Source organism: Sphingobacterium sp. BIGb0165 (assembly GCF_024810095.1).
In the GTDB taxonomy this organism is placed as follows: Bacteria; Bacteroidota; Bacteroidia; order Sphingobacteriales; family Sphingobacteriaceae; genus Sphingobacterium; species Sphingobacterium detergens.
The window spans coordinates 220,382-239,157 of sequence record NZ_JANUEB010000004.1 but is presented as its reverse complement, the minus strand read 5'-3'; the positions used below and the strand labels follow the sequence as shown (position 1 = coordinate 239,157).

17 protein-coding genes are annotated in these 18,776 nt (G+C 40.0%); 8 read left to right on the top strand and 9 right to left on the bottom strand.

Features of this window, described 5'->3' with window-relative positions; genetic code table 11:
• Window positions 1–68: 68 nt before the first annotated feature.
• The 6 genes from M2408_RS10375 to M2408_RS10350 form a co-directional block, all read right to left on the bottom strand.
• Window positions 69–728 carry a hypothetical protein gene (locus tag M2408_RS10375; protein ID WP_259181495.1) on the bottom strand — a complete coding sequence of 220 codons (660 nt, stop codon included), beginning with the start codon at window positions 726–728 and terminating at the stop codon, window positions 69–71.
• Between the two features lie 283 nt (window positions 729–1,011).
• Window positions 1,012–2,298 carry a GH36-type glycosyl hydrolase domain-containing protein gene (locus tag M2408_RS10370; RefSeq protein WP_259181493.1) on the bottom strand — a complete coding sequence of 429 codons (1,287 nt, stop codon included), beginning with the start codon at window positions 2,296–2,298 and terminating at the stop codon, window positions 1,012–1,014.
• A gap of 44 nt (window positions 2,299–2,342) precedes the next feature.
• Window positions 2,343–3,545: a DUF4998 domain-containing protein gene (locus M2408_RS10365; RefSeq protein ID WP_259181490.1), complete on the bottom strand. Its 1,203-nt coding sequence runs from the start codon at window positions 3,543–3,545 to the stop codon at window positions 2,343–2,345.
• Window positions 3,546–3,577: 32 nt separating this feature from the next.
• Window positions 3,578–4,747, bottom strand: a complete 1,170-nt coding sequence (locus M2408_RS10360) for a DUF5000 domain-containing lipoprotein (protein WP_259181488.1) — start codon at window positions 4,745–4,747, stop codon at window positions 3,578–3,580.
• A 39-nt stretch (window positions 4,748–4,786) separates the two neighbouring features.
• Window positions 4,787–6,706, bottom strand: a complete 1,920-nt coding sequence (locus tag M2408_RS10355) for a RagB/SusD family nutrient uptake outer membrane protein (RefSeq protein ID WP_259181486.1) — start codon at window positions 6,704–6,706, stop codon at window positions 4,787–4,789.
• A gap of 2 nt (window positions 6,707–6,708) precedes the next feature.
• On the bottom strand, window positions 6,709–9,858 hold the full coding sequence (locus tag M2408_RS10350) for a TonB-dependent receptor (protein ID WP_259181484.1): 3,150 nt from the start codon (window positions 9,856–9,858) through the stop codon (window positions 6,709–6,711).
• A 442-nt stretch (window positions 9,859–10,300) separates the two neighbouring features.
• On the opposite strand from M2408_RS10350, the gene M2408_RS10345 reads away from it, so the two are divergent.
• The 4 genes from M2408_RS10345 to M2408_RS10330 all read left to right on the top strand — a co-directional run bounded on the left by M2408_RS10345 (window position 10,301) and on the right by M2408_RS10330 (window position 13,454).
• Window positions 10,301–10,621, top strand: a complete 321-nt coding sequence (locus tag M2408_RS10345) for a helix-turn-helix transcriptional regulator (protein ID WP_259181480.1) — start codon at window positions 10,301–10,303, stop codon at window positions 10,619–10,621.
• Between the two features lies 1 nt (window position 10,622).
• Window positions 10,623–11,087, top strand: a complete 465-nt coding sequence (locus M2408_RS10340; RefSeq protein WP_259181478.1) for an SRPBCC domain-containing protein — start codon at window positions 10,623–10,625, stop codon at window positions 11,085–11,087.
• A gap of 48 nt (window positions 11,088–11,135) precedes the next feature.
• A complete protein-coding gene (locus M2408_RS10335) occupies window positions 11,136–11,720 on the top strand; it encodes a YdeI family protein (protein ID WP_259181476.1) in 585 nt (194 codons plus the stop codon).
• Window positions 11,721–11,894: 174 nt separating this feature from the next.
• The gene (locus M2408_RS10330) at window positions 11,895–13,454 is read left to right on the top strand and encodes a sulfatase (protein ID WP_259181474.1); all 1,560 of its coding nucleotides are present in this window, start codon (window positions 11,895–11,897) and stop codon (window positions 13,452–13,454) included.
• Between the two features lie 161 nt (window positions 13,455–13,615).
• On the opposite strand, the gene M2408_RS10325 is transcribed toward M2408_RS10330, so the two are convergent.
• The 3 genes from M2408_RS10325 to M2408_RS10315 all read right to left on the bottom strand — a co-directional run bounded on the left by M2408_RS10325 (window position 13,616) and on the right by M2408_RS10315 (window position 15,291).
• The gene (locus M2408_RS10325; RefSeq protein ID WP_259181473.1) at window positions 13,616–14,305 is read right to left on the bottom strand and encodes a hypothetical protein; all 690 of its coding nucleotides are present in this window, start codon (window positions 14,303–14,305) and stop codon (window positions 13,616–13,618) included.
• A 117-nt stretch (window positions 14,306–14,422) separates the two neighbouring features.
• Complete coding sequence (locus M2408_RS10320) at window positions 14,423–14,947, bottom strand: hypothetical protein (RefSeq protein ID WP_259181471.1); 525 nt, start codon at window positions 14,945–14,947, stop codon at window positions 14,423–14,425.
• Between the two features lie 44 nt (window positions 14,948–14,991).
• The gene (locus tag M2408_RS10315) at window positions 14,992–15,291 is read right to left on the bottom strand and encodes a hypothetical protein (protein WP_120257318.1); all 300 of its coding nucleotides are present in this window, start codon (window positions 15,289–15,291) and stop codon (window positions 14,992–14,994) included.
• Window positions 15,292–15,429: 138 nt separating this feature from the next.
• On the opposite strand from M2408_RS10315, the gene mazG reads away from it, so the two are divergent.
• From mazG to kdsB, 4 genes are all read left to right on the top strand, one after another.
• A complete protein-coding gene (gene mazG, locus M2408_RS10310) occupies window positions 15,430–16,242 on the top strand; it encodes a nucleoside triphosphate pyrophosphohydrolase (protein WP_259181470.1) in 813 nt (270 codons plus the stop codon).
• A 77-nt stretch (window positions 16,243–16,319) separates the two neighbouring features.
• On the top strand, window positions 16,320–17,318 hold the full coding sequence (gene trpS / locus M2408_RS10305) for a tryptophan--tRNA ligase (RefSeq protein WP_120257316.1): 999 nt from the start codon (window positions 16,320–16,322) through the stop codon (window positions 17,316–17,318).
• Window positions 17,319–17,333: 15 nt separating this feature from the next.
• Window positions 17,334–17,951, top strand: a complete 618-nt coding sequence (locus M2408_RS10300) for a deoxynucleoside kinase (protein WP_120257315.1) — start codon at window positions 17,334–17,336, stop codon at window positions 17,949–17,951.
• 79 nt (window positions 17,952–18,030) lie between these two features.
• Window positions 18,031–18,774 (top strand): 3-deoxy-manno-octulosonate cytidylyltransferase, encoded by a 744-nt coding sequence (gene kdsB, locus M2408_RS10295; RefSeq protein ID WP_259181469.1) that lies wholly within the window; start codon window positions 18,031–18,033, stop codon window positions 18,772–18,774.
• The last annotated feature ends 2 nt before the right edge of the window (window positions 18,775–18,776 follow it).

Here is an 18,776-nt window from a genome sequence, read left to right as displayed (position 1 = left end):
TCATTGGCTGTATCCTTCAACTTTGATCTATTTGAAGGAAAACGATTCAACGCGGTATTATGACCAATTTATTGACCAATTAATGAAGCATCCGAACCAGCAAACCAAATAAACAGAATAATCAACCACTGCATAGCGATACAGATCCAAAAAGGTCTATTGTTAGCCTCAGTCAGCATTTCCAATACATCGATGAATTTGGACTTTACAATATCGTAGAAGTTGTTATTATTGTCGAGATCTAAGCTGTCAAAGCTTATTTTGTTCAGCCCAAATACGACAATACGTTTGATCCATGGATTTTCAATCTTTGTGTTTTTCACTTCGTTGATCAACTTAAGTTTCGCAAAAGTATAATCCCCCGCATTCTGAATAAGATCAGGCTGGTTGGACTGAAAAACAAGTAACACCTTGTCCAAAGCAGGAATAATTAAATCATCCTGCCGCTCTTCAACAACTTTACTGGCGACAGTCGAAAAAACATATTTATTGCTAAATAGGAAAAGTAAGATCGGCAACAAGATCAACCCAATCAACCACAGAAACTTTCCAACGGTCTGCATAGATCCGGTCATTGAAAAGAAGGCGCCATCTGCATTGCTCCTGAGCAGTAGGTATCCGACGATGAGGTACAATACTGTTGACAGAATAGCCAACAAGTAGCACTTAAATAAGGTTTTTGTCCCTAGAATAGTTAATTTTTTAATATAGGCCAAATGTGTATTCATAAAGTTGTCATATAATTTATAATACTATTATAATACTAAATTAAAACTATTCCCTTCAAATTTATAAGCCAACTCCAATTCGCCTAGAACCATTTTAAATTCGCTACAATTTCGCGTCTATTCGCATTTCCGCGATCTGCATTTGGGTAAAATAGAATAAGGTCCAAATTCATTAAGAACTTGGACCTTATTCGTTCATTAAACTGAGATTCCAAAATTTTATCTGGTCATATATACCAATATTTGTTTTTTGGATAGTCGCTCCGTTAGTGCTTTGAGACTATTAACTCTTTTTTTTCTCAAGATCTGTAATCGCGGTCCATAAAACACCGGCTTCTCCCCTGAAACTGGCTGACCCCTGTGGTTTGTTGTCTGGTGTATACCACTCATAAAAACCTTTATTTTTAAGTACACGATCCAACATTGGTTCAAGTGCCTCACAGGCTTCATCAATAAGACCATAACGGATCAATTGTGAGATCATACGTCCACCAAACCAGGTCCAGTCACCGCCATTCTGGTAGGAATATGGTCCCATACCGCCGTTTTTAAAGAAACCCTGTGGATATACCGGATAAATTGTCAATCCTATGGTTGCCGCATTTGCTTTCTTGACGTTCTCCTGCATCTTTCTATACGCCACTTTTACCTCAGCCTTACTGAGTAATCCCGCTTCTATTGCCACAGCTGTTCCGCCGTGATAGTAAATTTCGGACTCATTGAATGAATCTGGAAAAGGCGAACCGTTCAGATAAATATGTGGTATAAATTTCTCATTCTTTTTATCCCAAAGGTGCTTACGGACATTCTTCGCAATCTTGTCTTTAATATCCTTCCAATGTTTCTGTTCAGCCTTGCTCAGGTCTGCAATCTCCAGAAAATCATTAATGGCAATGATAAACATCGCATTATCATAGATGTCAAGTGTCAGATGGGAATTTTCATCCAAAACAACCCCCCAGTCGTGTTCCGGTTGGACATCACCCCAATCGACAGTTGTCGCTCCCCATAATAATCCATATTTTTCATTATATCTTTTGGTCAATAGAAAATCCATTGCCCGCTCAAGCCCCTTCTGTACAGAAACTCCACCAATCTTATTATTCAAAATACTTTTGTCTCCGGTACTTCTGACGTATTTTGCCACTGCCTGGATCAATGAAGTTTCCTGATCAGTCTCCACCGTATTCTTATGTCCTGCATATTCTGGCGCTAACGCGGAATGATAATAATTGTAAGGAACGGCGCCTTTCTTGACGGGTACATAGCCATCCAGAATACCACCATCAGGCTGTTGAAATTGAAAAAAAGTAAGCAAATGCTTTTTTATTAACTCTTTATCATTAACTGTACTGGCAACGGTGACAAAAGTATTCAGGTCTCTTATCCAGACTTCACCATAGCCATCACCTGCGGTAAAGCCTTTTTTAACCAATTGCTCCGCCATTGTTTTTACAACATCCGCTTTGGGTTTAATTTCAACTCTTCCTGAGTTCTTCACGGCTTTCACTTCCTGTCCATAGCTGCTCTTACTCCCGGTAAAAGCACATAGACCTACTAGCACTAACATTTTTACATTCATTTGCATCTGATAATTATAATTGATTAAACTTTTTATTTATTCCTGTCTTTGGTATATACATTCAGTTCCCCTATTGTGGCAAAGTTAGCCTTGCCCCATGTTTCCAGCACCTTGATGCGGATGTACCTCACCTTGGGTAAACCTTCTGTCAAAACAAAATCCTCGCCTGCCTTCGCAAAGGCAATATCAGCCTCGTTTTTTTCTATTCCGGGCAATTTCGATGGCTTGATCGATTCGCAATCTGCCAGCTTTGTCCAATTATCCCAGCTACCATCTGCCGCAGGTTTGTCGCTGCCCCAGATTTCAAATTTCCGCATATTTTCCTGCGCATAAATCCGATCTGCGGCCTGCCAGATCTTGAATTTACTCGGTGAAGCCGAAACTCCAGTATCAAATGTAAACCATTGTGGCATCCGGTTAATTGTTGCGAAACCATTATCATACTTCCCATCCCACATATTAGGCATCACCCATCCATGATTGGTCGTAGCATCCGTAGGAAGCACATATTCCTTAAACTTGGACTTATCAAGCTCGCGTTCAAATCCGGGAACCACAAGTTCGACATAAGCTACTGAAAAAGTATCCACCGCATTTGAATCCGGTTTAAATAGCGTCCTATATCTAAAATTTGTATTTGCGTCAAAATCTGTCAAAGTTGTATCAACTTTATTTGACAGAAACATCTTCGTTCGCATAGCACCATCTTTGTGTTTGTACAGCAGCTCAACACCGATATCATCAAGATTAGGACTTGCCCAGGAGAAATTAAGGATATTTTCGTCGGCACCATATTTAAGTGCTTTTAACCTTCTATTTCCCAAAGAACTGCTATAGCTCTCACCGTAGACTGTCCCAGACAAATTCAATGCGACGGAAGAGCGATTTTTATCATCATACGTATGAATGACAAAATTATAGACACCCTCATCCAGATTATTGATCATTAAATTTAAGGTATCTTTCTTAGGTCCCCGTATTATTGTTTGTACGAGAGAATCCCTACCCTCATTCCACGAAACCTTAATTTTGGATACTAATGGATCATCCGAAAGTATAGTAGAGAGCAATACCCTTCTATTTCCGGGATGAACAATGACCTTATCCACCCTACTGGCATAGATCAGTTCCCCATCTCCAAAAAATTTCTTGTACTCATCTCCTTTTCTGCAGGATGAAAAAGCAGCTATACCTAGGAGAAAAGCCAAGCATTCAACAATATATTTAAATTTCATTTTGTTCTGCTTAATATTATAAACTCTGTTAATTATCTTGGATCACCCCAAGCTTCCAGTTCATTGAAATTGACATAAGTGCCATTACTCCAATTTTTTAATGTTTTGAACCTGATATAACGCACTTTAGGCGCCTCTTTGGGAATGGGAACTGATTCTCCAGCCTCCGCAGCAGCTTTGTCCGCCTGCGAAAGTTGTCCTTCTGGCAATCCCGAGGGTTTCACTGCAGTGTATTTTGTCAGCAATACCCAATTCGTAAAACTTCCATCCGCTGAAGGATCATTGGAACCCCATATCTCTATCTCGCGTGGATTATGCAGACCATAGTAGAATGCCTGCCTCATAAAGTAAACCAGACGACTCAACTTTGCGGTTACCCCCAGATCGACCGTAAACCACTGTGGCATCTTTGCATTATTATCCGAATGATAGAACGTACCATCCCCTACATTTCCATCAAAAAGTCCCGCCATTGTCCCGCCATAGTCTAATCCTGCGTCTGTTGGCAGCCTAAGGCCTTTCATTTTCGTCCGATCCAACTTAGTTTCAAAATATGGGGTTAAGTTGAGGTACAATGTATCCGAACGATTGCCCCATCTATCACGGACGAAAACACCGAATCTAGCCTCCTCAGCCTTCAGGTTTCTTGTCGGAAAGACGCTCTTTTTTAAGTTCGTATAATGGGTATTGACAGGTACAAACTGCCCCAATGAATCATTGGTCAGTACAACAATGGCCATATTGGCAGCAGTCACATTTTCGTAGCTGATGTTGACACCACCAAAATCTGGCGTTACCTTGATTGTCTCTTTGACCAACTTCATTGGTGGTTCCTTTGGATTTATTGTAACGTTAACTATTGTCGAGGCATTTTCCCCTTTATCTACAGCAGTTAAGCTTACAACATAAGCATTCGTATCGCCAAATCCTTCTACCAGTACGGTGTTTTTGTGTTTACTGATCTTTGTCTCCCGAACCTCACCATTTGGAGCAGTATAAGCTGCCTTGACATAAAGTAGATCTGGATCTTTGGGAATTTCGTAAGTAATTTCTGCTGCACCATTTAAATTTCTCACGTTTACATTGCTGACCGGACCTGGGGCTATTCCATCATTCTGAATGGGACCTATTTCATCTTGTTTGCAGGCATACATAGACAGCAATAACACCCCGAACAAGAACTTATATATCATCTGTTTCATTATCCTTATTATTTGAATTGAATATCAATTTTCTATTTTTTACCAACCTGTATTTTGGACCAGATTGGGATTGATCTGAAGTGCATAATCATTGATAGGCCACAAATAATCACGTGGAGCAATAAATCCCTGATTGAACAAAAACACTCTTGTGTTATACTCCTCTATTGTTTCTTGTGTAATATTCCAGCCATAAACGGGTTCATTGAGCAGTTTTGAAGCTGTTTTCCATCGTCTAAGGTCCCAAAAACGACTCGCTTCAAACGCCATCTCAATACCACGTTCACGATGAATAATCTCCCGCAGTCCCGTTACGGCTGTGTATTTATCTGGTCGCTTGGAATGTGCCGTCCACGATTCTTCTATGGACTTAAGTCCTGCTCTCTCGCGGATCTGGTTGAGATAGGGCAATGCTGCTTTCGAATTTCCACTTTCGTTTAATGCCTCAGCATAGAGCAGATAGAGATCTGCCAGACGCATAATAGGCCAAGGGTACGATTCCACGGTAGTTGAAGTTTCTGTTGCCACCAGATTCCAGTTGACAAGCTTTTTAGTATAATAACCTGTGATGGAATACATACGGGGCTGTTTCTTACCACTATGTTCACCCGATTTGCTCTTGATCTCATATTCTTTATTTGACATCAGCCATTTAGAACCGTCGAATGCAATATCAGCGTAAAATCGTGGTTCGCGGCCAAAATGTAAAGCAACAGTCTGATAGCCCTCTTGCATACCCTTGTCCTGGGCTGTTACAGTTTTTAGTTCATATCGGTTTGCATAATCCCAATTCTTGTCTTCCTCTATAGGAACACCATTTTTGGTGTAGAACAATTCCGCCATTTTCAGTGTAGGCGCAGATTTACCTTTGAGCTCCCGACTAATATTATTGGGATCTAACTGGGGGCAAGCAAAAAGTTGTATCCAATAGGTGGGTGATCCATCGGAGGTTGCCCCCCAGATCAGCTCCTTGTTCCATTTTTCGCAAACTGCATTGCGGATGTTCATTTCAATCTGCGTGTCTTCGTTCACCGTTCCTGCCTTCGGAACAAAACGATATAAAGCAACATCCGATTCCAATGCCATATCGATGGCTTTTTTACAAGCCTCAGCTGCTCTTACCCATTTCTTTTCATCATAGACTGGGTTAAATAATGCTTTTCCATCCTTGTTTTTTAGATTAATATAATCGGTATTTCCATTAAATAGTGGACTTGCTGCAGTAACCAGCAGCCTTGCTTTGATAGACAATGCCGCGACCTTGGTCACACGACCAAGCTCAGTAAAGCGATTATTTATTTTAGCAGGCAGACCAACATTGACATTTCCGAAAGATGCCTCATCAATTAAATTTGAAATATAATTGACAACTGAATCGACTGGCTGGCGATGTGTTTTTACTTCTTCAGGTGTCGCTGTCGTGGAGAAATTCTTATCAAGAATCGGAATAGGACCATACATCCTAAACAGATACCAATGAAAATAGGCTTTCAAGAATTTCACTTCAGCTACCCAACGATCCTTTACATAGGGCTCCAGATCAACCACTTTATCCACATTCTCCAGAAAAATATTGCAATTGCGTATTCCTGTCCATAGCGAGCGGCTATCATACCCATCCCAATAGTTCATCTTTGGGTTAACTTTAGTCTGTAACCCCCTGGCAATTTCATAGGAATCCAATGAAAAGAAATCAAGCGTCATCGGCCAATAGGTCCAGGTTTCATCGCCGCCATTAAAACCAGGATTCATGTCTGGGTTTCCTTCCCGCGGTAGATAAGAATAACAGGTAAATAAATATTTCTCGGCTTCAATACGATTTGCAAAGACATGATCTATGGTCGCGACATTATCAGGCACAACATCCAGGAAGCTTTTTTTACAACCTGAGATCATTAAGACAATGACAAATAGGCAACATTTCCCAATATTTCTGCGTACAAAATTAGACTGTTTCATAATTAGTTTAATTGAACGTTTACTCCTATATTAAATACTTTTTGAAGCGGATACCCCAAACCATTTCCTCCTTGCTCCGGATCCCACATTTTGAAGGCACTAACCAAAAAGAGATTGCTTCCGTTGGCGTAGATCCGCATACCTCCTAAGCCAAATTTTTTCGCAATTTTCTCATGTAGGTTGTACCCAATTTCCACCGTTTTCAAGCGAAGGAAAGATCCATTGCGCATCCACCAATTAGAAGATTTATTGTTGTTTTCATTCCCCGTCGCACTGAGGCGTGGCCAAAACGCATATAAGTTATTGTTGTCCTCCGACCAATGATCTTTGGCGATCACGTCCAAAAGTCCACTTTGCATTCCGCCACTAAGTATAAACGGTGAAATTGCTTCCGGATTTATAAATAAGGAAGATCTTCCCGACCCTTGAAAAAAAGCACTGATATCGAAATTTTTGTAGCCTAAAGAAAAACCAAAACCATAAGTAATCTCTGGTGTAATCGGATGCCCCAAGCCATTAACCATATCTAGATTCGTTATTTCACCATCACCGTTCAAGTCGCGGTATTTGATATCTCCACCTCTCACCTCGCCAAAGTTTTGCCTCGGCGAACTTTTTACATCCTCATCATCAACAAATAATCGTTCGGCAATAAAACCATAATTCTGCGCCAATGAATGCCCGACGCGTGATAGGTAGTACATATTTTCCTGATAATCGGGTTCCTCATTGACGAGTAATTTACTGGTCGCATAGGTAAACGTACCCCGTGCCTGTAGCCAGGCACTTCCAAAAGTTTTGTGATAATCCATCGATACGTCCACCCCCTTACCCTCTGCCTTTCCCACGTTTGCACTAATTTTAGGTTCTAAACCAACTGTCGTCGGGATATAAACTCTTTCCATCAGGATATTGCTCCGACGTTGCTTATACACCTCTACCACAACATTTAATGAATTTAATATACTTAAATCCAGTCCAAGGTTGGTTGTATTTCCCTTTTCCCAAGTAATGTCGTCATTAGCATACCTTGAGACAGATACTCCAGGTCTTGAATAGCCATAATCTTCACCAAAAAAAGCGCCTCTCGCAGCATTATTTAGATTGACATCCGAAAGGTAGAAAAATCGGTCCTCGGGTCTTCCTATCTGATCATTTCCCGCAAACCCATAGGTTGCCCGCAGTTTCATTCTTGTAATTATAGGGGCAATTGGCCTAAAGAAAGCTTCATTACTCAGGTTCCACCCCACGCCAATGGAGGGAAAGAAACCAAACCGTTGCTTTTTAGCAAAACGCTCCGAACCGTTATAACCAAAATTGGCTTCGAGCAGATAACGGTTATCGTAATCATAGGTAAATCTTCCGGACAGCCCCTGATTTCTAAATGGCAACGAAGCCTGAAGGTTTCCTGCATTGCCGTTCAGGTAATTTCTCATAATCGTAATCAACAGACCACTGATATTATGCTTTTCATTAAACGTGCGATTATAATTAACTGCTGCCTCAGCATAGGTATTTGTATTTACTATTTTAACACCCTCACTGTAATTTAAGTATTCAGTAGCTGTTTTCTCATTCAGTAATGACAAATTATACCCCTTTTCATTGGCATTTGTTGGATTGGCCTGATAAAAAAATGGGTTGTACTGACGGGTCAAATTAAAATGAGAATAACGTTGCGTGTAAGCCATCAATCGACCAGTCAGGCCTTTTGTCAGGAAGTTGAAGTCCTGTTTGATCTCCAGCTGTACATTTAAGGTAGAAGTATTATACTCCTGGAAACCAGACACCATGGAAGCATATGGGTTATTATAAAACTTTCCGTCGGCCAGAGCAGCATTGCCAAATAAAGGATGATTTACCCGAGGCATATCCGAAGCGGGAAAGATTGCTGGAAACAATACTGGATTGGAAGTTAAGGTACTCCTAAAAATTGAACCACCCCCACCTATCGGTCCAGTATAATCATCAAAGCTTCCGGATGTCTTAACCGCTCCTTCGGTTGTAGGTGTTAATTTCACGTTTACATTGGAACGGATTTCATAACTCTTAAGGTTAATATTATTATTGAAGTTATTTTGTTTATTTGTTTTTAATATGCCGTTATCTTGGTTCACCGTTCCTGAAATATAGTATTGAGCAGCCTTCCCCCCACCATTCATATTAAAATTGAACCGTTGATTCATGGTATAGTCTTTAATCATTAGGCCTATCCAATCGTTATTGGGATATAACAGGGGGTTATCACCCGCAATAGTATGATCAATCTTATTTTGCGAATAGGGTAGCTCACCGATCGGATTTCTGGTAAGCACAGCTTCATTTGCTAACTTCATGTAAGTTATATTATCCGCTAGCTTAAAATTCTGTGTATTGGTCGAGATTGAATTTTCCAGTCTAAAGTTAAATTTGGTCTTTCCATCGGAGCCAGTCTTTGTCGTAACCAGTACGACACCATTTGCACCCCTTGCGCCATATAATGAAGACGCTGCTGCGTCCTTTAGCACAGAAAACCCAGCGACATCATCCGGTTGAAGCCTAGCCAAGGCAGTTGGCGTAGATTCCATACCATCAATCAAAATAAGTGGATCTACCTTTCCACTGCCAAAAGATGTGATACCACGGATAAAAAACTGTGCATTATCCGCGCCGGGCTCACCACTACGTTGGTACGCAATCACACCGGATAACCTTCCTGCTAACATGGTGGTCAGATTGCTCGTTGGTCCTTTGAGTTCTTTTGGATTGATTGTCGTAATCGAACTGACCATACTTTCCTTTTTCTGATGCCCATAAGCCACAACAACAACCTCCCCCAATTCACTTTGATTGTCTTTTAGGATAACATCAATCTGATTGCGTCCCTTGATTTCCTCTTCGGTTCCCATAAACCCTACAAAGGAAAAAATAAGAGTGCCTTTAGTCTCCGGCACTTTAATCGTGTAACTCCCGATGGAGTCAGTTGTCGCTCCAGTCTTGCTATTTTTCAATAATACGCTTACACCAGACAAGCCTTTACCGGCTTGATCTTTCACGGTCCCTTTAATTGTAAAACTGCCTGACTGAGCATTGCATAATTGCGCATAAATCCCCATCAAAAATAGACAGAGAAGAGCACGCACCCTAAAGTAAGAAATGATACTTTGGCTCATAATTTTGGTTAGTTTAACTTGGTTTGTATGAAAATAATTTCAATTTGTACATACATAGTTACATATTAAAATTTTAATTTCAAATCTTTTCTTATTTTTTTAAGAAAAAAAATTAAAGCAAGCGGTTGCATCGTATTTACCATTCTTTTAGACTGATAACCAAATTTTTATCCCCCATCGTTTCTCACAGAACAAATAATCCTATCCGATAATGTTTGTTAACAGCATTTTCACGCACACAATAAAAATTCATATTGTACATACATATAATCAAATGTCCATACGTAATAAAAAAATCCTCCTTTATGCCTCCTAAGCTGATATAATCTATACCTATTTAGCCACCCGCTTTCGCTAAGTTTAAACCGAGATTCAAAAAATATAAAAAAACACTTGCGTAGTTAAACGGCAACATATAAATTTGTAGTCAAATAACTTCATAATGAATTTAAGACGAGATGTTTTTCAAGCTATTGCGGATCCAACTAGAAGAGCAATACTTCTTCTCCTGGCTTCACAAGCGATGACTGCAGGAGCTATTGCCGCAAACTTTAATACCGCAAGGCCAACGGTTTCTAAGCACCTGCAGATTCTAAGCGAATGTGAGCTGCTAAAATCTGAGCAAAATGGCCGTGAAATTTACTATCAGCTCAATCCATCAAAATTGAAAGCAATAGCTGATTTTATTGAACCGTTCCGCGACATGTGGGATGTGCGATTTAACAAATTGGAAGAAATTATGAAAAACTATAAAGACAAATAAGATGGAAAAGAAAACAAAAATCCATGCCGAAGAGGGCAAACAGGAGATTTTGATCACCAGAGAATTTGACTTACCGTTAACACTCTTATTCAAAGCATATGAACAACCTGAAATCTTTGAACAATGGATGGGAACCAAGGTTTTAAAATGGGAAAATAGAAAGCATGGCTCTTATGCCTTCGAAACCTACCAAGACAATCGTGTTGTATTTAAAGCGAACGGAACGATACACGAATTTATTCCCAATGAGAAAATTACGCGAACATTCGAAATGGAAGACAGCCCCTTCCCTGTGCAATTGGAATATCTAAGCTTCGAAAAAATAACCGGCAATAGCAGCAAACTTCTCATGCATATTGTATTTCAATCTGTGGGATCCCGCGATCAGCTTCTTCAGATGCCCTTTGCTCAAGGCATCAATATCGCACATAACAGGCTTCAGGAAATCGCGACCAAACTTATCTAACCCTCAATTATCTAAACCAAAATAGAATATTATCTAAACCAAAATAGAATGATAAACCTAAAAGCAGAACAGTTCTTCGAGAATACCAAAAGATGGAACGAAGAATTCAATTTACTACGGGAAATTGTCGTAGAAAACCAATCGCTCGTAGAGGATTACAAATGGATGCACCCATGTTATACCTTTGAAGGAAAAAATATTGTCTTGATCCACGGATTTAAAGATTACTGTGCCTTATTATTTCACAAAGGCGTCTTATTGAAGGATACGGCACAATTATTAATTCAGCAGACTGAAAACGTCCAGGCAGGCAGACAGCTCAGATTTACACATATCGAACAAATTGCAAACCTAAGGGAGACAATCGTAAATTATATCCAGGAGGCTGTAGCGATTGAAAAGTCCGGTGCAAAAGTCAACATGCGAAAAACGGAAGACTACCCCGTTCCCGAAGAATTCACGAAAGCCTTAAATGAGGATAAGGAATTGCAACATGCATTTTTATCGCTAACTCCCGGTCGTCAAAAAGGATATCTATTTTATTTTAACCAGGCAAAACAGGCAAAAACACGTGAAGCAAGGATTGAAAAATATTATCAACATATTTTGGATGGGAAAGGCATAGATGACTAAGAGAATGAAAAAAACTGGAGTCAATACAGACGCAACCTGGACTTTTGGCAGCCACAGCACGAATATGACTGGAATTTGGTAGCTTTGTTATACAACATTAAACAGAGCCTAAACCAGTATCTGTTCTGTTGATGCACTACGCGGAATTACATAGCACACACAAGGAGAATATACATGAATAAAAAACTATTTTTGTTTATCTGTGGCTTACTACCATTTATAACACAAGCCCAGCAGAAAATCGACAACAAAACTCGCCCAAACATTATCTTTATCTTAACTGACGACTTCACTGCGCAAGCTTGGGGTGTTTATGGCGGAATTTTAAAAGATATTGTAAAGAATCCAAACATTGATAGCCTTACCAAACAAGGTGCGATACTCAATAACGCATTCTGTACAAATTCCATCTGCACACCCAGCCGGGCAGCCATTCTTACAGGGCAATATAGTAACAAAAACCAAGTTTACACGCTCGATGATGCACTGGATCCAAACAGAGCGAATATCGCCAAAGACCTACAGCATGCGGGCTATCAAACGGCTGTTTTTGGGAAATGGCATCTTAAAAAGAAACCTTCAGGATTTGATGATTTTAAAGTATTGCCGGGACATGGTGTTTACCACAATCCAACATATCTTTCCAAAGACAACTGGAATGACAATGAAGAGGCTGGCACGCCATACAAAGGTTATGTAGATGATATTACAACACAGCTGAGCCTAGACTGGTTGTCCCAGCGCAACCCTGACAAGCCATTCTTTTTGATGTGCCATTACAAAGCAACCCATGAGCCTTTTGACTTCGCAGATAGATTCAAGGACTTGTATCAGGGTATTGAATTCCCCTATCCTGCAACTTTTCTGGATTCTGGCGCAACGACAACCGGACGGTCCTTTGAAGGCCAGCCACTCGAAGAGCTCGGTAACCGTTACGAACAAGCGTCCACAGGTCCCTTCTGGACCTCCTACCCTGATCTCCCCTTCTCCACCAAAGGCATGAGTACCCTCGACGCCCGCAAAAAAATCTATCAAAAACTTATGAAGGATTATTTACGTTGTGTCGCAGGTGTCGATGATAATCTCGGAAAAATTATGCGCTATCTGAAAAAAGCCAAAATTGACGAAAACACGGTGATCATCCTTACGTCCGACCAAGGTTATTTTCTGGGGGAACATAATTTTATGGACAAACGCCTGATGTATGAAGAATCACTACGCATGCCATTTGTGATTCGTTACCCAAAAGAAATTAAAGCAGACAGTAAACTTGATGACATGATCCTTAATATTGACTTTGCAGCGCTTTTTGCAGACTATGCCGGCATAAAAAAACCTGCGTATATACAGGGAGAGAGTTTTCGTAAAAACCTAGCGGGTGACACGCCAAACAATTGGCGTAAATCTATGTACTACCGATATTGGCAACATGCTCCTATACGCCCGGCTCATCTTGGTGTACGTGACGAACGCTACAAGCTCATCTATTTTTATGGCCAACCACTGGAAATGACTGGCAGTGATAAAAAAACTACAGCGCCAGCTTGGGAATTTTATGACTTACAAAATGATCCTATGGAAACACATAACGCGATCAATGACAAGCAATACACAAAAGAAATTAGTCGATTAAAAAAGAAACTCATTAAACTTAAAGCCGAAGCTGGAGACAGTGATATAAGCCGTCCTTCTTTCCAGCAACAGTTGATCAATGAAAGTTTAGTAAAAAAATAACAAGGTCATGAACCAACACCGTTCGTTATTTTTTTATTGATTACCTGAAGAATCGACTATTGGAATAGCCGATAAAAAAATGCGGTGCCATAAAGATAGATGGCGCCGCATTTTTTAATATTAATAGATACAATAAAGAAGTATCCTCATCGTTAGTCTAACTAGTTTTGCTCCTGAAGCTGTGGGTATTTTTGATACAACCTATTCAGAAAAAAACGTCCCATCAGCTGAAGCTTCGACTGTGTTTCAAACATACCAGAACCGGGAGATATGATACCATCAGGCATTCGTTGTACAGCACCATAATAGATGATATCAAGGCCATTTCCATTGATATCAAGATGCATTTTTTTAGGTTTTAATCCCATAATGGATCCCATACGGGTGACCTTTTCCGAATTACTGATTTGAGCGGGGCGCGCATTCAATAGAGATTCATGGTCAAAAACCAAATGATCTTTGGCTTCACCATCGTCAAAAAAGACATAATGCAGTTCGTTGTTGCTGAGCACAAGATAAGAGGCGTTGTCACGTTCGCTATATCTCGCTTTTACCCCTACTGCCGCCCAAGCTACAGTTTTAGCTGCCGTCGCTGCCGCCGAAGCCACCTTATCACCGACTGTGGCAATGTAGGCACATTGTGTGAATGCCTCGATTGGAGCTCCATTCATTTGTTTGGTTAATTCTTGAAACTCTTGAAGCAACAGTTCATCTTTGATACCCGGAGCCAAAGCAATCCCAGCATCACCTTCATACTTCCGAGCTGTCTCTTTTTGCTTTTTCATCATCATAAGAGAGATAAAAACACAGACAACTACGATCACAGCAAAAATACCGATGTATAAAATCATATTAATTATAATTTAGAAAATGGTTAATAATTCAACAATAAATTTAGCGTCAAAAAAGAGGATATTGAAAATCATTATCCTCTTGTCGTGTTTGTTAATAACAAAAATTTTGCCAAACTAGAGTATCCGATCCGGATAGTGGATATTATTCAAAGCAGTCTGATGCATATCTACCCAAATATCATTGTAAGGCTGCCGTAACAACCAATTTGGGGAACTACGCATATCCGCATCTTGATCATTGTTGTAAATAGAAGGAAACTCTGATTCCTTTGCACGGAGCAGCACCACTATTGTTCCTTTCATATGTAGTGGCAGATCTCCCAAAATGAGATTATAAAACCCTTCTTCGACCAGCCCCGAGCTAAATCGTTCAAGGCTATCGTAACTCCTTTCCAGTTTACCAATGAGCTTTTCCAGTTCCTGCGGATAATGTCGTTCGACGTAAAACTCAAAAAGCCCTGTACCTTTATTATAAAACCCCGCTTTCATTAAGTTGAGCGCCTCATTGCGGTATACCTGCAACAGACGATCCGCATTTAGATCGGTATAGCCTCCATCCAAAGGTTTACCATCGCGACGCAAAGCCCATATCCTAAGTTCTTTGAGTCTTTCTGATTCAGTAAAACTATTTCCTTCCATACCTTAATTATATTAAAAGCTACTATTTTAGGATAGCTTCAGTGCTAATGTTCTCTTTCTTTTAGTTCAAGCTGTAGTAGAATATCCCGCTTCTTTCCTTCAATCAGCGATAAATTCCCGGCTACAAAAACACCTTTTTCTCCTGAATTTCGGCTTATTCCATATACAGTAGACTCATCATCTGGATCTGACGCTCCCTCATAACGAAACAGGTAATCTATCTTAAACTGGTCTGCATGGGCCAATAAATCATCAAATTCGATGTTGTAATCTATTTTATATCCCAAGCCGCTTAACTTTTCCAATGCCACACTAGCTGACGAGTAACCGTGCATTCTTTCCATAACTAATTCTTCTTAAGTTGATCTAAATAATCCCTTTTTATTATAAAACGACCATTTGCTCCCTTTTGTTTTCCTTAATTTCAAATAGTTTATTCAAAATCATATTTCTATTTTTGTAAGACGAAAACTCAATATCATATGGCAAATCTAGCAGCTCCGGCTTATCAGCATACCCCCCAACTAGCATTCCAACGTCTACTCGATGTCTTGTACACCTTAAGGCTTGAATGCCCCTGGGACAAGAAACAAACCATGGAATCTTTGCGTCACCTGACGATGGAAGAGTTATACGAGCTGACAGACGCTATCCTGGAACAGGATTATCCCGAAATAAAAAAGGAACTTGGTGACGTTCTGATGCACCTCTTATTCTATGCCCGTATTGCGGAAGAAGAAGGGCATTTTAATATCGTTGATGTCCTGAATGCAATCTGTGACAAGCTAATTACTCGCCATCCCCATATCTATGCTGATGCGAGCGCAAGCACCGAAGATCAAGTGAAATCCAACTGGGAAGCCATCAAGCTTCAGGAGGGCAATAAATCTGTCCTTGCAGGTGTTCCAAAAGGGCTACCGGCTCTTGTCAAGGCCTACCGTATCCAAGATAAAGTAAGAGGTGTTGGTTTTGACTGGGAAGACAAAAGACAAGTGTGGGAAAAAGTTGAAGAAGAACTTGCCGAATTTAAAACAGAATTCAATATCGAAACCACCGAAGCCATCGACCGTGAAAAAGCAGAGGCTGAATTTGGCGACCTATTATTCTCGCTCATAAATTACGCTAGACATATCGGTATCAATCCGGAAAATGCCCTGGAACGCACCAACAAGAAATTCATCACCAGGTTCACCTATTTGGAGCAAAAGGCTGCGGAAAACAAGCAAAAATTGCAGGATATGAGCCTCGAAGAAATGGATGTTTATTGGAATGAAGCAAAAAAACTAAAAAAATAACGACAATCCATTAAAAGGCACAGGACTCACGGAATTTAATTCTACTTTGTCAAATTTATCCGTAAATTCGCAGGAATATGGAAACAGTTGTTAGTGGTATCAGAAGTACCGGAAAATTACATTTAGGAAATTACTATGGCGCATTGAGCAATTTTGTGAAAATGCAAAATGAATATAATTGCTTTTTTTTTATTGCGGATCTGCATTCTTTGACGACACACCCTACACCACATGGTCTTCAGGGCACTGTACGTCAAGTTATCGTTGAATATTTGGCTGCGGGTATAGACCCCGAAAAATCAACTATTTACGTGCAGTCTGACGTCCCCGAAGTTGCAGAGCTTTACTTGTATATGAACATGAACGCTTACTTAGGTGAACTTGAGCGAGCTACAGCATTTAAAGATAAAGTGCGCAGCAACCCCGACAATGTCAACGCTGGCTTGCTCACCTACCCTGTGTTAATGGCTTGCGACATTCTGATCCACCACGGAACTAAAGTTCCTGTTGGAAAAGACCAGGAACAACATCTGGAAATGACACGGACATTTGGCAATCGCTTTAATCGTCTATATAATGTAGATTATTTTAAAGAAGCTTTTGCTTTCTCCTACTCGGACAAATTGGTTAAAATACCAGGATTGGCAGGTCAAGGTAAAATGGGCAAATCCAATGGTGAGGCTGATTGCATCTATCTTTCGGATTCTGCTGACGCCATTCGTAAAAAAGTAATGCGTGCCGTTTCTGATTCAGGTCCAACTGAAATGAACCAACCCAAACCCGAAGCGATCCAGAATCTATTCGATCTAATGAAAGTGGTTTCAACAGCCGATACATTACAGCATTTTGACGAGCTTTACAATAAATGTGAGATCCGTTATGGAGATTTCAAAAAGCAGTTGGCAGAAGATATGGTATTGGCTACAAATGATGTACGTCTTCGTATTGAAGATATATCGAACGATGATGATTATATTGCGAAAGTTGCAAAATTGGGAGCCGAGAAAGCCAGTGAGTCTGCACGCAAGACACTGAAAGAAGTTCGTGAGATTATTGGTATCAAGAGATTTTATTAAACAAGGAAAGAGAATATGCATATTGCTATCGTAGGAAATATAGGTGCTGGAAAAACGACGCTAACGGAATTATTGGCGAGTCATTTCAAATTTGAACCTCAATTTGAGGCCGTGGACAATAATCCCTATCTAGAAGATTTTTATTCAGACATGAAACGTTGGGCCTTCAACCTTCAGATCTTCTTCTTAAATAGCCGTTTTAGGCATATTGTAAAGCTTCAGGAGACTGACATTAATATGATTCAGGATCGTACAATCTATGAAGATGCCTATATCTTTGCCGAAAACTTATATGATATGGGCTTAATGAGCGCCCGTGACTTTGAAAACTATAGCAACATATTCCAAAGTATTATTCACTACATTAAACCTCCCGATCTATTGATCTACTTAAAAGCTTCTGTTCCCACTTTGGTTAATAATATCCAAAAAAGAGGCCGTGATTATGAATCGGCAATCCGATTAGATTATTTATCTAAATTGAATGATAAATATGACAAATGGATCAACAATTACAAGGAGGGTAAAGTAATGATCTTAGATAAAGATAATCTTGATTTTACAACCAATCCGGAGGATCTTGGTGGAATCATACAAAAGATAGAAGCCGAATTATTCGGATTATTTGAATAACAATAGACAACAGATAGATAAAAGCCTGTAAATTGATAATTTTACAGGCTTTTTATTAAATAGAAATTCACAAAGTAGCATGAAATTTTTAGGCATTATTCCTGCTCGATATGCTTCAAGCAGATTTCCAGGCAAACCTTTGGTTGATATTGAAGGCCAGACCATGATCCGACGGGTATACGAGCAGGTAAAGAAATCAAAAAAATTGACCGAAGTAATTGTCGCGACCGATGACCAACGTATAGCAACGGAAGTGCTCTCCTTTGGCGGCAATGTAGCCATGACATCCGATACACATCAGTCCGGTACAGACCGTTGTGCCGAAGTCATTGCCAATGATCGGGCATATGATGTCGTGATCAATATCCAGGGCGATGAACCTTTTATCAATCCTGAGCAAATAGATCTTTTGGCAACTTGTTTTGAAAATCCGCAAACAAAAATTGCAACCTTAGTAAAAGAAATCGGGACTCCAGAGGAATTATTCAATCAGAATATTCCAAAAGTTGTCCGAAACACATTTGGGGAAGCAATTTATTTCAGCAGGCAAACGATTCCTTTTTTAAGAGGAGTTGATCAGGAACAATGGCTTAAGAAACAAACATTCTACAAACATATTGGTATTTATGCCTATCAAGTGGATACTTTAAGAGCTTTGACGCAATTGCCCGTATCTATACTTGAGGAAGCTGAAGCGCTCGAACAGTTGCGTTGGATAGAAAATGGCTACGCAATCCAAACGGCAGTTACCACGCATGAAACTGTAGCAGTCGATACGAAAGAAGATCTCAATAAAATTTTAAAACTATTTTTTAATAAATAGAT